Source organism: Brevibacillus sp. WF146 (assembly GCF_001673705.2).
Taxonomy (GTDB): Bacteria; Bacillota; Bacilli; order Brevibacillales; family Brevibacillaceae; genus Brevibacillus; species Brevibacillus thermoruber.
In genome coordinates this window covers 572,480-587,443 of record NZ_CP109943.1, presented here as the reverse complement: position 1 = coordinate 587,443, position 14,964 = coordinate 572,480, and the positions used below count along the sequence as shown (strand labels likewise).

The window sequence follows — 14,964 nt, the reverse complement described above, 5'->3', positions numbered from 1 at the left end:
AGCCACATTTGTCAATAGGGAATTTATGGGGCAGGCAACAGGCTTGGACATTACGATTCAACTGCTTCGTGTCTAGTGTAATCGGACGTGCACCTCCCCCGACTCATCAACATGTCATTGCAGATGTGAGGCAGTCGATGTTCATAAACAACTCTCCTCTACCCGAATAGGTAAAGTTAGGCATAAAATAACCACTCGAATTGCCGAGTGGTTTCAGTTTGTAAAACATGGCTTTTTTTACCTTGAACTGGCCATAATGCTAGTGAAGGAAAAGGAGGTCGGCAGCAAAACGTGAAGACGACAGCGATGGGAGCGTTTTTGTTTGGTGTCGGTATGATTGGAATGCTTGATGGCATTGTCTTTCATCAAATTCTGCAGTGGCACAGTGTAAACATGCATACGGATCGCGTACACCAAATTATCAGCGACGGCGTTTTTCATTTATTCGTGACCTTGATCATCTTTGTCGCAGGCATCCTGTTATGGAAAGGGAATCCTAAAGACTCGCCTCGTACATTCTGGGGCAGCTTTTTACTGGGGGCCGGCACATTTAATTTGCTGGAGGGTATCGTTAATCACCACCTCTTGCAGATTCACCACGTCAAGCCAGGTGATCATCAATTCCTGTTCGATCTTTCATATGATGTAGTGGCCCTGCTGCTGCTTATCACAGGCTGGATCGTGCGGCGCCGGTGGGTTACCCAAAAAAAGTGACAATATAGGAGATACTTGTTTACCTGTATGAACTAAAATTTGAACTGGAAATTGGCTTTGGAAGTTAGACAAAGGTGAGGCACAACATCCTTCATTCTGCTCCACATTCGAATTCAATTTGGACAAACTCCCTCTACTGCCAATGGCAACGAGGGAGTTTGTCTGAACTAGCTAACACCGTTGACCCTGCGCTTCAAAGAAGGTATCCACTTTCTGAAGATACCTAATAATCAATGAACGAACGCGGATACTTTGCTGACAAAGCAAGGATTGTCTGTAATTCGGTATATCTTCGCTGTAGCGGAGATCGAAACTCAATTTTTCAATTACGCCCAGTTTACCTTGATGTTGTCAAGGTACGCCATGTATGCCGCTGTCGGTGTCACAACTTTAAACGTGATAGTCTGCTGCCCCGTGCCAAGTGTGATCGTACTTGCACTTCTCCACACTTCATCGGTTTCTGTGTGCGTAGCTTTCAGCACTCCATTCACATACACCTCAAGCTGCGGACTACCGCCCATAATAATGTCGCCCTTGTAATCATAGTTCAGTTGGCGTACAGTAGCCCCAACAGGCACATCCACCGTGAATTCCATCTGCACCGTTTTGTTGTAGGCGTAGATGTAGATGCACTTATTCGTCGAATCGTATGTGAATGTCCCCGTGAAATTGAAGTTGTAGTTTTGATCGGAGAAGTCTTCTAGGATAGTTATCGGAGTTACCCCGCCGCCCGTTGTCGTTCCTTGCACCGTCGGACTTGTGCTGGAATCATAGCTGTTACGTGCCACAACAAAGTAGCTGTAGGTCGTACCCGGCAACAGCCCGGTATCCGTGTAGCTAGTCGAAGTACGTCCACTTACGATCAATTGACCGTTGCGATAGATGTCGTAGCTGGTTGCACCTGAAGCAGAGTAATTGAGCGTCAGGCTGTTGTTGGTCGGGCTTCCGACAGACAGAGAGCAAGCCCCTGGAGCAGATCCACCGCTAGAACCGGGACTAACCGTCACACCACTACCGCTTACAGCTACGTTGTCGATGTAAACGGAATCCGCACCAGAATCGACACTACCGTCTTTTTGGTACTTGAAGGTAATCTCTGTGGTACCTTTCGGCAGGTTGTAGGTGAATTGCGTCCAACCTGTCGTGCCGGAAGCACTCAGAATTTCCGTTGTACCAGCCAGCACCTTCAAGAAGTCGTAGTTCTTCTCGGAAGATGTACTGTAGTAGAAGGACAACGTTCCACCAGATGGAGCTGTCACTTTAAACGATGTTTGCGACACTTGGCTGTGCGAAATGTCTTTGTTGGTGTAGGCGTAAGAACCAGCGTACTTCGATGCCGTGGTGCGAATCCAGTCACCAGTGAACGGGATGTTGAACGTACCGTCTTCAAAGTCTTCCGTGATGGTAACAGGGGTAGCACCGTATGCTTTCAAGCTGAACCAGCCAGTATAGAAACTGTTGAATGGATACACCCAAAGGTAGTAAGTCTGTCCTACGGTAAGTTGTGCTTGAATCTGCGGGTTGTTACCCATACCAGTGTCGTCATCCGTTTTAATAAGCGACTGAGCGTTACTGTACAAGTCCATCTTCAAGTCCATATCGCTGTCGGTTTCAAAGGTGTAAGTATCAGTTGCCGGAGCAATGAATTTGAAATAGACCGACTGGTTCGCAACAGCAATCTCATTGAAAAGTGTCGAAGCGTTCGGGATGGAAAGTGCATCTGCAAACGACGTACCCATTCCAGAGCCGCCACCAACATGTGCGCCGATGGAATTGCTTCGGGTAGCCCCATAAGCGTTTTTCGCACGAACGAACCAGTTATGCGGGCCTACTGGACAATTGTCTACAACCGTGGTGCCGGTGAAGTTCTTTACGAAAACACCGTCGCGATAGAGATCATAGTTGGACGCTCCGATTGCCGATACAGACAGTGTTACGCTGTTCGATCCAATAGAAGAAAGGTTGAGTCGAACATTCTGAGGTGGATGATTGGTGTATCCAGTTATGTCGGCATAACAGGGGTTGCTATGCCTCATGCTGAGATACACATTATAGGGAATATATCCATACCCATTATCACCCCAGCTAGTGCCCCAAGAGTTACGAACGATGAACCATTGATTGACATCGTCGTAACCGACTGCAACTACAGCATGTCCACCACGCGAAGATTCGCCTTGGGGAACTGGGCCGATCACACCGCCGGGACCAGGATTGTCAAAGTTAGAGTAAATGTAGATGCTGAGAATGACAGGATCGCCTGCAGCAATACGAGTCTTGATGTCATCGATAAGCGTGCTTCCGCTACTGCTAATCGAAACGCGGTTTGCAATATCCCAGCCAGCTGCAGCATTTTGTTGATCTGTAGTCAGCGGTTCATAGAACTGCGACTCGTAATCACGGTGATTGTGATACGGACGCTCTGTTTCTGGACAAACACCACGATTTTTGATGTTATCAAGTCCGTCACCTACATACATTCCTTCATCTGGGTAATTCGGATAGTAGATGTACAACGGAGAAAGCTGTGTCGGATTAGAGCCAGCGTTTCCGTACTTGCTTTCATAATACTCACGAAGTGCTGCAGTAGCAAAGGCTACGCAAGTTCCAAACGCTCCTTGGTTACGAATTGGCCCAAAGTTGGGTCGCAAGTCCACCGAAGTCGGAAGGGCCATGACAGAAACACCACTATCAAGCAGTTTCCCATCTGGAGTATACTTCTTCCCGCCGTGATACTTGGGAACTTTATCTTCCTTCGGGTCTTTCCCCTCCTTTACTCCCAACCCGTAGGTTGAAAAGTCTTTCGGATCGAACGGCTTTTTCATAAACATCTCTCCTTCTTTTACTTTTGTGGAAGTATTTTTGAGCAAACAAAAAAACCACTCGTATTGCGAGTGGTTCCTTTATTAACCCATGGTATAATTTTAACACCAGATAGGAACAAACGTTTCTCATTATACTATCAATTTCCTATCAAATCTGTATCAATTTATAGACCTCTAACTTCAAAGCAAACGCCAGCTTGTAAAATGCTCTTCCTCTGATCCTATAGTAAGTTGACTGTGACATACCAAGATCAATCGAAAATTCCCCAGTAAGAGAATATTTATACACCCCTTAGGGGGCGGAAACATGAACTACTCCTTCGTGTCTTCATGCCCTTCTGGTCGAAGAACCCCGCCTTTTTCTTTTCCTCGATGCTGTACTTTCTCCCTTGATATTGATTGTGGTGGAATGATGCAGTAAACGATCCAGGATGGCTGTAGCCAGAACAGATTCCCCGAAGATCTCTCCCCATGAACCATACGACTTGTTGGAAGTCAGGATGATGGAACCGGTCTCGTATCGCTCGGAAATCATTTGGAAGAAGAAATGGGCTGCCGGTTCGTCCATCTTGTGATAGCCGATCTCATCGATGATCAAGAGACGCGGCTTGGTAGAGCCGTTTTGGTTTACCGTGCCAATCCACCGTAAACCGTCCCCAATCGACTTGGGCTTGGTATCCGGGATCTGTTTCAAACCGAACGGTGGTTTTGTTGATGACGGTAGGCCGGAACGGTTTCATGAAGACTCGCAGAGTGGTAATCCCGCCAGAATACCCTTTTGTCTTGATTTCTTCCAGAATCACTCTGGCATTCAGGCAACCTTCCTCCATTCGAAGGCGAACGTAGTCCTTGAACGGATCCAACTTGCTGGGACGGATGACCTTTCGCTGATAGGGTTCAGGTTCCTTCTTGCTCAGCCACTTACGAATCGTTTTTCGATCCCTCCCCATTTCCTGCGCGATCCGAGTAATACTCATACCACGTTTTCTCATCTCATGAATCATGTAAAAGTCCCCATTCTTTACCATGATTTCTCTCTCCTCCAAGGAGAGAGTTTGCGATGAAAGTAGGGAATTTTCAACCGATTCTATTGGGGATTTTATCGTTGATCTTCACAGACGCATCATTTGCGTACGTTTCTTCGCTACTTGTCCGAAGAAAAAAACTACAAAACCAACAGCATCATTCGGATGATCGCAACATTTCGCTCCTTCTTCCGGTTCCTCGAACGGGAGGAGTACATTCAGAAAAACCCGAGCAACCGACTCCAGGCTCCCAAGAAGCCGGAGAGCATTCCCAAATACCTAACCAAAGAAGAAATCGAACGGCTCTTGTCCGTCATTAATCAAGACAAAGACAAAGGAAAACGAATCTACACCATCATCCAAACGCTTCGATATACCGGCCTGCGCATTTCCGAACTGACCAACCTCAAGATTGAGGATGTCAACTTTGAGGAAGCGTCGATTACTGTGTGGCATGGAAAGGGAGACAAATACAGGATCATACCGCTGCATCCTGAGCTGGCGCCGATTCTTCGAGACTACCTGGAGAATGTACGGCCCAAGGTCAGCTCTCCCTATTTCTTTGTCACCAAGAAAATGGGGACAAAAATGACTCCCGGCTATATTCGCCTGACGATTCATAAGATCGCCGAAGAAGCCGGGATTACCAAGAACGTTACGCCGCACGTTCTTCGACATTCCTTTGCGACGTCTCTTTACAAAGATCATGGCGTGGATTTGCTGCGGATCGGGAAACTGCTCGGCCATGCTTCGCCGCGGGCGACCTCGATCTACACCCACACCACCCCGGAACATCTCCGGGAAGCATTGGAGAAATTATCGTAGGATGAGGAGGGAACAGCTATGGAGACCAATGAACGCGTGGAAGTGATCATCGAACTGTTTCGGGAAGGCCATTCGGCAGAAGAAATCGCCGATTTGCTCGGATACAAAGGAAAAGGTGGTGTCAGCGGCTACATGCGCCGGCATGGCTACCGCTGGGATTGGACGATCAAAAACTACGTCCCTGATCCTTTGGCGAAGCGCGAACCATCCGAGAATGTGGACGAATCCACCTTACTTTTTAACCCTTCTACAAGCAATTTGCAAAAAAGTGTAATAGATAGCCAGACTTTGCCGGCAAGCAATAATTTGCAGGCGAGCAATGAACAGCCATTTGAAGATGGCAATGTCTTTACAGAAACCAGCAATCCTTTGCAAGAAAATGACGAAAACAACGTCGTCGCGTTCCCAAATCAGACGGGGCAAATATTAGCTGCAGCACCGAACCCCATATTACCGCCGGAATTACTGCAAGGTTTGCAGGAGATCCTGCAAAACAAAGACAAGCTATTGAACATGGTCACGGATCGGCCGCAGCCGTTGCATATGAAACGGTACAGGGGACCGGCAGTGACAAAGACCGTGCAGATACAGGCGCAGCTGTCGGAACGGTTGACGGGGTTCGTAAACAGTACAGGTTACACGGTAAAGGATGTGGTCAATAAGGCAGTGGAGGAATTTTTGGAGAGGTATGGGGGATAAGAGTGAGTATGAGCACTTTCGCTTATAAAAAAAGAAGAGTCTATCCTTAATATTAAAAAAGATAGACCCTCACAACTTACAATGCATTTATAAATAATAATGCAAACAAAAGCTCCCCCAAAAGGGGAGCATTTTATTATTACTTAGAAATTTTCCCATCTGCCACAACGTTACCGTTGGTATCAGCAAGATCGGAACCTTTGAACTCTACTTCAATAGAAGAAGTGATGGCAAAGGTGTCAGCATTAGCTGCGGTAATTGTCAACGTATCACCATTTACGCTGAAAGCACCAGTTGTAGCAAGTTGTACTTCTGCTCCGCCTACTCGAACTTTCACACCTTTTGTTGGAGTAGCAGCATCGAGATCTTCGGAGAATACAACTTGAATAGTCTTATCATCTACAACCTTAATTTCTTTTGCTACCGGCAGAACATTTTCTGTCAATTCAACGGTAGTTTTGTTTTTATCTTTAGCAAAGGTGTTACCATCTACATCCTTCACATTTACAACTTCCAGCTCACGCTCACCAGAAACTTTCACATAGTTAGCCGGCAGGGTGATAATTACTTCATCACGTTTACCGTTAAAATCAATTGCTGTTGTAGACGGGAGAGTAACTCCATCAAGTTTGTAGTTTGCAGCTGTAAGAGCCGCAGCATCTACATCATCGGAGAAAGTCAGTGTAAATTGACCAGGAACGGTAGTTTCTGTTGCTGTAACAACTTCAAGTGTAGCACCTGCGTCACTACCAGATCCTACTGTTACGGTAAACGTAACTTCTCCTGCTTTGTTATTGAAAGCATCTTTTACTTTATCAGCCGGAATGGTTACTTGGTACGTTCCAGCTTTAAGAGCACTGTTTTCCAGAAGTTCAGCTTGTGTTACTTTAAGTTCAAGGTAATGATCTTCTCCTGCGTCAGGAGTACCATTTTGGTTTACATCATAACCCACTGTAGTTGCGACAGCAACATCATTGAACAGAACTGGAACGCCGTCTTTTCCGGTATATCTAACTTTTACTTTATTCAAAGTATCATGATCTACTACTTCATCAAACTTCAAGACAAAAGTATCTTTGTTTGCTTGGTTCAAGCTAGCATTCAGTAATTTCGGGGCAGTTTTGTCAGCGCTAATAGTAAACGTTTTGGAAACTTTGTCCCCTGTGTTACCTGCCAGGTCTTTATACCCAGAGATTTCGACAGTTGCGTTCAGGAAGGAGCTGCTCCCCAATTCTGGTGTCAGGTCAAGAGTATAAGCCGTGTCATCTCCATCAACTGGTTGCAGAGTATTGGTTGCTGTATTGCCATTTACTTTAACAGCAACACCTGTCAGATCAACCACTTCACTGAACTTAACTGTTACTTTAACTCCTTCAGCAGTCAAAGTTGCTACCGGTTTAACAGTGTCTTCAGCAACTTTAACAATTGTTGTCGCTGGGTTAGGATTGATGTAGTTACCAGCGGCATCTTTTGCACCAGTAATTGCAATTTCATATTGTGCAGCTGCATCCAAGCCTGCCAGTTTCACTTCTTTACTACCTTTTGTGAACGAAGGTTGCGGATTTAAAGCTTTACCGTTTACAGATACAGTTCCGACGGTATTCAAAGGCTCACTGAATTTAACTGTAACATCATATTTTCCACCTGCTGCAGGAACATATGTTGCTTCAGCAATTGTAGGCTTAGTAGTGTCAGTTACAGTGATATTTTGTTCGTACTTCTCGATCTTTTTGCTGTAATCAGCTTCAGTACGAATTGCGGATGTTGCGCTGTTGTCAATGAAAACATTGTAGACGCCTTTGAAGAATTGATTATTAGCTACATCAGCTTTAACCGTCAGAATTTTACCATCTTTAGAAAGTTCCGCTGTCAGGTTAGAAACAGGGGCTGCCGTACCTACTGGACTAATAGTTACGCCTTTCAAAGCACCAGTAGTAGAATCCACAACATCAGCTTTTACAACAGGAACTCCGAATTTAATTTGGAGCTCTGCACCGTTAATAGCACTTACGCTCTCAACTTTCAGTTCACCACCGTCTACCGGCGGCAGCAGGTCTTCATCCTCTTCAGGATTGTAGGAACCTGTACCATCTACGATGGTGTAAGGATTCTTTTCAAAGTGATCCAGACGAGCCGATTCCGTAACAGCGTTCAGCTCCTCTTCCGTTTGTGCGTTCAGAGCGCTCAGGAACGGAGCAGCTTTACCATTCTCGTCAACAAAGGTAGTGCTGTCGAGATTGTCGAGGATTTCATCCAGAGCCGTATCCAGGTGATTGATGAAAGCATCGATGGAATAGTATTTATCTACATTGCCGCCAACGTAAAAACCAGCGTTCGGCTTAGCCATAGCGGAAGCGGCCATGCTAGCTACTACTGCTGTCGAGAGTACAGAAAGCACCAGCTTTTTATTCACGTACTACCCCTCCAGATTTTGATAGGAATTTTTGTCTTATATATTGAGAAACACGCTACGCTGGTAATCCTGTTGCGTGTGTTTCTCCTTATCTGAACATCAATGTACGATCGACAAGCATTGCATGGGGAGCAGAGGGGAATCCCTCTGCCCCATGCCATTCCATGCCATCAACCGTAACTACGGAAGCGGATCCGAATTAAATTTCAATGGTGTGAGGACCTTCGGATTTACCGTCTTTGGATGCTTCGATGACTGCTTCAGTCTCACCAGCTTTGCCCAGGATGGTTACTTCGAAGTCACCATTGCTATTTGCTGTAGCTTGGCCGGAACGAGTGCCGATCGTCACCTTCACAGTTGCGCCTGCTGCGGCTTTACCGGTCACTTTGTACTCAGCCAGCATACCGCCGAGTTTCGGAGTTACAACCACGTCTACGGAATCTTCGTCAATCAGGTCGACGATCGGATCATCAGGAACAACTTTACCGGAAGCGAACTGCTTGAAGAAGTTCGTGGTGTATTCTTCTACCTCGTCATCATCGTAGTCTCTCTTCGCATCATCTACGGAAGAAACTTTGATGACGTAATCCCATACGTTACCATCGTCGTCGGTTTCTACGAGGATTACGTAGTCGCCTTCGTCGATGCCGTCGCCTTCTTCCATGTCATATGCGTTGATGAAAGCAGTTTTGGAGTTCAGGGTGAAGGTAGCTTTTTGCGTTTTACCATCTTGATCTTTGTACTCGAAGTAGAACTTGTTGCTGCCATCTTTCTTGTCAACGCGAGCAACCGTCAGAGCATGCAGAGATGCTTCTTCCAGCTCATCCTCAGTTGCCGGTACGTATTTGCCGTCGCCAAAGAAGTCTGCGACATCGATGTCTTGAGCACCGTCAACTACTTCGATAACATCCTTCACGATGACTTCTTCGCTGGAGTTCAGGCTGAACGCGATGAAGTCGCCGCGGTTGATGTTTTTGTCCAGCAGATCTTCAAGATCGTCGTCCAGTTTGAAGGTTTTGGTCGTTACCTTACCGGTGTCGCCGTCTTTGGTAATAACCTCGATTTCGTCGTTGTCGCTGCGGCCGCCCAGTTGGGTAACCAGACCGTAGAGCGTTTTGCTGCCCAGGCCTTTACCAGCTACAACGAAGATTGCGTCTACTTCTTCTTCCTCTTCATCTACGGCATAGTATACATCCAGGCCGTTTTTGTCAGCGATGTCGGCAAACTTCGCAATGCCCGGATTTTTCAGCTCGTAACGTTTGCCCGTGATTTCGCCGGTCATGTCGAAGATGGCCGTGTCGGAAGTAACGGTGTAGAGACCGTCTTTATCCTTGATGGTTTCATCATCTTCGTCGGCAGCGTCATTCCAAGCTTTGTCTTGCAGGTGTTTCAGCTTGGTCGGGAGAACCTTGACTTTCTCTGCATCGCCTTTGGAATCCAGCGTTACTTCCAGCAGCAGGATGTCTTGTTTGTCCGGGATAAAGTCTTTTTCGATGTCATCCGGATTGTTTTCGTACGTTTTGCCGTCTGCACGGTACACGTCTTCCGGTTTGATTGCGATATCCAGCTCTTTACCTTTTTCGGTGATGATGCCGAATTCGTATTTGCCTTTATCGTACTCGGCTTTGCGGGTCAGGATCGCTTTGAAGCGGCGATCGTCCACGCTGTCCTTGGTTTCGATGTGGCGGATACGGCCGGATGCATCCAGGTACAGTTTTACTTCTTCGCCTTTCAGGTCGCGAACCAGATCCCAGTTGCTGGAGTTCAGTTCTTTCACATCTTTGTTCGCGTTGTCGGAGTAAGTGGAGCCCGGACGGAAACGATAGGACTTGCCGTCGATTTCCAGACGGTTGTCGCCGTCGTTGCGAACGATTACGCGTTCCACTTTCCCTTCAACTTGCGTGCTGTTTGCGAATACCAGCAGCTTCTTCTTGTTGCCGTTTGCGTAGTAGACGCTGTACACGTCCATTTCTTTCAGGTCGGCCAGTTTCGCCGGCTTGTTGTCGCGGAATACCAGGAAGTCTACGCCCTCTTCCAGGTCTTTCAGCGCGGTGAAGTTGCCGCCATCCAGATTCTCGATGCGCTTCTTCTCGGCGTCGATTTTCTTGATGACTTCGGAACCGTATTTGTAACCTTCTTTGGTTTGGTTCAGCGTTTGGTCGTCGATTACGTGGATGTAGCTGATTTTGTTGTCTTTATCCAGAACGACTTTGGCGGAGAAGGTGTAACCGTTGTTCGCCTTGATGATTTCCTTGATACCTTTTACGTTGCTGTCATACGGTTGGAAGTTGAAGGTAACTTTGGTATCTTCGGTGAAACGATAGGTTTTGCCGCTGCCGTCCAGTTCGATTTCCAGATCGCTCAGATCGGAGGATTTGCTGATGTCATCCACATTGAACTTGGACTTGTCGTTCAGGTAGAAGGTACCCAGACGGTCCATAACCACTTCTTCGTCCTCGGAACCTTCCATCCACACAACGGTGTTTTCCTTGTCGTCCTTGATCCACACTTGTACGTGTTGACCAGCGAACTCGTTCGGGTTGATGCCGTCAGCCACTTTGAACGTGGTGCCTTTGGTGCCCATGCCGGCGTCTTTGCCGCTCAGGGTGATTTCGTTGGCTTTCAGCGAACCCAGACCGATTACCGGTACGTTGGATACGATCGGCAGGTCGCCTTTGCTGTCGCGAGCCCACTCCATGTCGTATACGTCAACGTCCAGGTACTTGGTCAGCAGCGTATCGTCTTTCACTTCAAAGCGGATGTCGGTACCGAACTCAACTTGCTCCATCAGTTTCACGCGGAGCGCGTTGTCCATCATTTTGAAGATGTCGCCGCGAGTAGCCGCGTTGTTCGGAGCGGAGATGTTTTTCGCAATGTTCAGCTTGGCAGCTTCTGCGATCATGTTGTTCGGCCATACGCCTTTAACAGCCGGCTCGTAACCCAGAACGCGAACGATCATGGTTACGGCTTCCGCGTAAGTAACGTTGTTAGCAGGACGGAAGGTCTTGTCCGGGTAACCTTTTACGATTTCTTGACCGGATGCTACGTTAACGAAGCCTGCAAACCAGTCGCTCGGTTTCACGTCGGTGAAGTTGGACTGGAATTGAGCCAGTTTTGCACCTTCCGTCATGTTTTTCAGACGAACCATCAGGGTAGCGAACTCAGCGCGGTTGATGGTACGGTCTACACCGAAATCACCGTTGCCGTAACCAGCAACCAGGTTCAGTGCTGCCAGGCGTCCTACTACTTTCTGAAGATCCGCGTCCATTTTAGGAGCTTCGGTGTTGTTTGTATCCTCGGCAGCGAATGCCATCGGTGCTACAGTAAGTGCGAGTGCACTTGCCAGTACGCTGTTAACAACCTTTTTCATAACCTTGGGTTCTCCTCCTCTGGAATAAACAATTTGTTCTTGGGGAATATTTGTTTTCGATCTATCTTTCTTTTTAAAGCCCGAATCCTGCAAGCGCGTGTCACCTCCTTTCGCAGGACTGCATTGACTTTTTTGCCCGAATAAATCTCTAGTATATTCAGTATTGTGTAAATGCGGCAATCCCTAGTGTAACACAGTTGCTAGAATTCGTGAATCTTTTTTACACAATTCCCCGTTTTTCGTGTGACATCCTATTAAACGCCTCAGATCTGAAAAAGTTGCGGTGCCTCCGAAAAAGTTTTTAAAAATTTTTGTGGCCGTTTTCCTCACTGGTTATGTATGTGGTGACACCCGCCACAACTCGTATTATAGGGCAGGTCGGTCGGACTGTCACCCATGAATCTTTTTCCAATTTGTCTGAGGAGTTTACAACTTTACACTTACTTTCCTGTAGCTGTCTCGAAGTTCACGACAGCCAGGTTGTAGTCGCGCACGGCCTGTTCGTACTGGTTTTCCTGATCGGCGAGTGCTTCTTCGGCCTGAATGACTTCCAGCGTGGTCGCCAGACCGTTTTCATAGCGCAGGCTGGTCAGGCGATAGCTCTCCGCCGCCGCTTCCTTCGCCTTTTTCTTGAATTCGATGCCCAGCTTCGCCGCATTCAGGCTGTAGTAGGCTTCCGCCACTTCTCGGGAGATGGTGCGCTTCTGTTCCTCGATCGCCAGTTTTGCCTTTTCCACGTTGTTGCGGGCGATCTTGCCCGGGTAAGTGGACAGCGCGGAATACTCCTCGATCAGCTTTACATTCAGTTCGGCCAGATGTAATTCTTCCTGCTTTTGCGTGATTTCGATACGCTGCTGCAGCGCCTTCTCCTGTGCCTGCTGCAGTGTCATCGACGGGGCGGCCACCTGTTTGTTGTCGTTGGACAGCTTCCATTTCTTGTTCAAATCCACCCCGAGGAATTCGTTCAACTTCATGCGGGCGATCTCCACGTTGTTTTCCGCCGCCGCCAGCGCTGCCTGTGCGCCAGCTACGCCCATCTCCGCCTGCAGGATGTCCGTTTTCGCCTTGGTGCCAACGTCAAAATGAGCTTTGGCCACTTTGAGCTGGGTCTGGGCGCGCTCCAGGCTTTGTTTCTTCAACTCCAGGTCGGCTTGTGCATGCAGCAGGGCGTAATACAATTGTTGAGCGCCCAGCTTGATCTGGTTCTCCGTTGTCTGTACCGCCAGCTTGTTCAGCTTTTCCGTCATTTTCGCCTGCGCGCTGGACACGTATTTTTGCTTGGCGGCGTCCAGCGAACGGACGAATTCGGACGGGATCTCCGCCACCGTATCGTATGTAAGCTCGGCGTTGACGCTCGCGTTTTTCTCATCCAGGCGGGCCTGCTGCAGCTTGGGATTCGTCTTCAGCGCCTGTTCCACTGCTTTTTCCAGCGTCAGTTCCTCTGCGGCATCCTGCGCGGTTGGTTGAGTGGTTGTGTCGGCTTTATCGGTCTGGTTCGATGGAGTGGTTTGTGTCTGTGTCTGATTGGGCGTCTGAGATGCTGTCCCGTCGTTTGAAGACTGGGCCATGGCCCCTGCGCCGATCGACGTAGCTACAATCGCAGCCAGCGAGATGGTCAGCCATTTCTTCGGCGAATATGGAAAGTTCATGGTTCTACACTCCTTTTCGCTTTTTTGTCGGTTCCGACAGTACGGAATCTTTCAGTTTGTCCCAAGATCACTATATCATAGTTGAATGTTTCGTACACGAAGAATCTTCCGCATCCAGTTTTTTCCCCTTACAATGCACACTTTACCATGTATACACCTCCGCTCTTCCCGTTAGTACATGAAAACTGTCCCGTGTTAGTACGAATGAGCGGCGAAAAAATTTCACCATTCGCGAAGCGCGCGGGAACGTGCTATGCTAACCCTTGAGGTGATGTGTAAGATGCTGCGGCAGTACAAAACAGTTGCCGGGTATGGCGAAGGCGAAATCGTCATCGAGCGTTCCCGGTTTATCGGATATGCCCAACGCGTCACAACGGAAGAAGAGGCGGCCGCGTTTATCGCCATGATTAAAAAGAAGCACTGGGATGCGACGCACAACTGTTCCGCCTTTGTCATCGGCGAAAACGACCAGATTCAGCGCTCCAGCGACGACGGAGAGCCGAGCGGCACGGCCGGCAAGCCGATCCTGGAGTGCATCAAAAAGAACGGCGTCAAGGACACCGTGGTCGTGGTCACCCGTTATTTCGGCGGGATCAAGCTGGGGGCGGGCGGCCTGGTGCGCGCCTACACGGCCGGCTGCGTCACGGCGCTCAAGGCTGCGGGCATCGTCGTCCACACCCTGCACCAGCAGGTATCGGTTACCGTCGACTATCACTGGTGGGGCAAGGTGGAAAACGAACTGCGCCTCGGCCAACACCGGGTCACCGCCACCGACTACACGGACAAGGTAACGGTTCACCTGCTGATTCCGGAAGGGGAACAGGACGCCTTTGTGGAACGGATGACCGATTTGACCAACGGACAGGCCGACATTGTGTTGGGGGAAAACGAGTACGTGGAAGTGCCGGTCGAGGCGGTTGGCGGCGACGACTAACCCGAATCAAAAAAGCTTGTGTGCCGCACTGACATTGTCTACGATGAGAGGGAAGCAAGAAACCAACAATTCGTAAAGGCGGGGAGCGCGGTGGGGAAAACGCTGGACGAGCTGTTTGACAAGCTGGATGCTGTTGCCGAGCGGATGGAGCAGGGGTTTCGGGCGATCGACAAGCGGTTTCAGGATGTGGACAGGCGGTTTGAGCAGATTGACGAGCGGTTCGAACAAATTGACAAACGGTTTGAGCAGATTGACGAGCGGTTCGAACAAATTGACAAACGGTTTGAGCAGATTGACGAACGGTTCGAACAAATTGACAAACGGTTTGAGCAGATTGACGAACGCTTTGAACAGATTGACAAGCGATTTGAGCAGGTAGACAAGCGGTTCGAACAGATTGACAAGCGATTCGAACAGGTTGACAAACGGTTTGAGCGGATCGAGGAGCGCTTGGACAAACACGAGCGCCGCATGATCAGCGTGGAGGAGATGACGGCCTCTCTCATCCAG

General features: G+C 48.4%; 11 protein-coding genes and 1 pseudogene. 5 read left to right on the top strand and 7 right to left on the bottom strand.

Annotated features, from left to right (window positions below; genetic code table 11):
• Window positions 1–291 precede the first annotated feature (291 nt).
• Window positions 292–714, top strand: a complete 423-nt coding sequence (locus A6764_RS02950; protein WP_319800799.1) for a DUF2243 domain-containing protein — start codon at window positions 292–294, stop codon at window positions 712–714.
• A 326-nt stretch (window positions 715–1,040) separates the two neighbouring features.
• Here the strand turns inward: A6764_RS02950 and A6764_RS02945 are convergent, their stop codons facing one another.
• From A6764_RS02945 to A6764_RS02930, 4 genes and pseudogenes are all read right to left on the bottom strand, one after another.
• Entirely contained in the window at window positions 1,041–3,539 is a 2,499-nt protein-coding gene (locus A6764_RS02945) for a C1 family peptidase (RefSeq protein ID WP_176703308.1), read from the bottom strand.
• A 148-nt stretch (window positions 3,540–3,687) separates the two neighbouring features.
• A pseudogene (locus tag A6764_RS02940) lies at window positions 3,688–3,792 on the bottom strand (transcriptional regulator); the annotation flags it as partial.
• 75 nt (window positions 3,793–3,867) lie between these two features.
• Window positions 3,868–4,107 (bottom strand): ATP-binding protein, encoded by a 240-nt coding sequence (locus A6764_RS02935; RefSeq protein ID WP_319800810.1) that lies wholly within the window; start codon window positions 4,105–4,107, stop codon window positions 3,868–3,870.
• Between the two features lie 16 nt (window positions 4,108–4,123).
• Entirely contained in the window at window positions 4,124–4,567 is a 444-nt protein-coding gene (locus A6764_RS02930) for an IS21 family transposase (protein WP_065067412.1), read from the bottom strand.
• Between the two features lie 99 nt (window positions 4,568–4,666).
• Here A6764_RS02930 and A6764_RS02925 point away from each other — a divergent pair, with 99 nt between their 5' ends.
• Window positions 4,667–5,389 (top strand): tyrosine-type recombinase/integrase, encoded by a 723-nt coding sequence (locus A6764_RS02925; protein WP_065067413.1) that lies wholly within the window; start codon window positions 4,667–4,669, stop codon window positions 5,387–5,389.
• Window positions 5,390–5,407: 18 nt separating this feature from the next.
• Entirely contained in the window at window positions 5,408–6,088 is a 681-nt protein-coding gene (locus A6764_RS02920) for a helix-turn-helix domain-containing protein (protein ID WP_065067414.1), read from the top strand.
• 139 nt (window positions 6,089–6,227) lie between these two features.
• On the opposite strand, the gene A6764_RS02915 is transcribed toward A6764_RS02920, so the two are convergent.
• The 3 genes from A6764_RS02915 to A6764_RS02905 form a co-directional block, all read right to left on the bottom strand.
• Window positions 6,228–8,501: an Ig-like domain-containing domain gene (locus A6764_RS02915; protein WP_264622388.1), complete on the bottom strand. Its 2,274-nt coding sequence runs from the start codon at window positions 8,499–8,501 to the stop codon at window positions 6,228–6,230.
• A 199-nt stretch (window positions 8,502–8,700) separates the two neighbouring features.
• Complete coding sequence (locus tag A6764_RS02910) at window positions 8,701–11,871, bottom strand: S-layer homology domain-containing protein (protein ID WP_065067417.1); 3,171 nt, start codon at window positions 11,869–11,871, stop codon at window positions 8,701–8,703.
• A gap of 440 nt (window positions 11,872–12,311) precedes the next feature.
• Window positions 12,312–13,520 (bottom strand): TolC family protein, encoded by a 1,209-nt coding sequence (locus tag A6764_RS02905; RefSeq protein ID WP_065067418.1) that lies wholly within the window; start codon window positions 13,518–13,520, stop codon window positions 12,312–12,314.
• 280 nt (window positions 13,521–13,800) lie between these two features.
• Here A6764_RS02905 and A6764_RS02900 point away from each other — a divergent pair, with 280 nt between their 5' ends.
• Together A6764_RS02900 and A6764_RS22335 are read left to right on the top strand one after the other, a co-directional pair.
• Window positions 13,801–14,454, top strand: a complete 654-nt coding sequence (locus A6764_RS02900) for a YigZ family protein (RefSeq protein ID WP_065067419.1) — start codon at window positions 13,801–13,803, stop codon at window positions 14,452–14,454.
• 127 nt (window positions 14,455–14,581) lie between these two features.
• Complete coding sequence (locus A6764_RS22335; RefSeq protein ID WP_413541981.1) at window positions 14,582–14,833, top strand: hypothetical protein; 252 nt, start codon at window positions 14,582–14,584, stop codon at window positions 14,831–14,833.
• Window positions 14,834–14,964 lie beyond the last annotated feature (131 nt).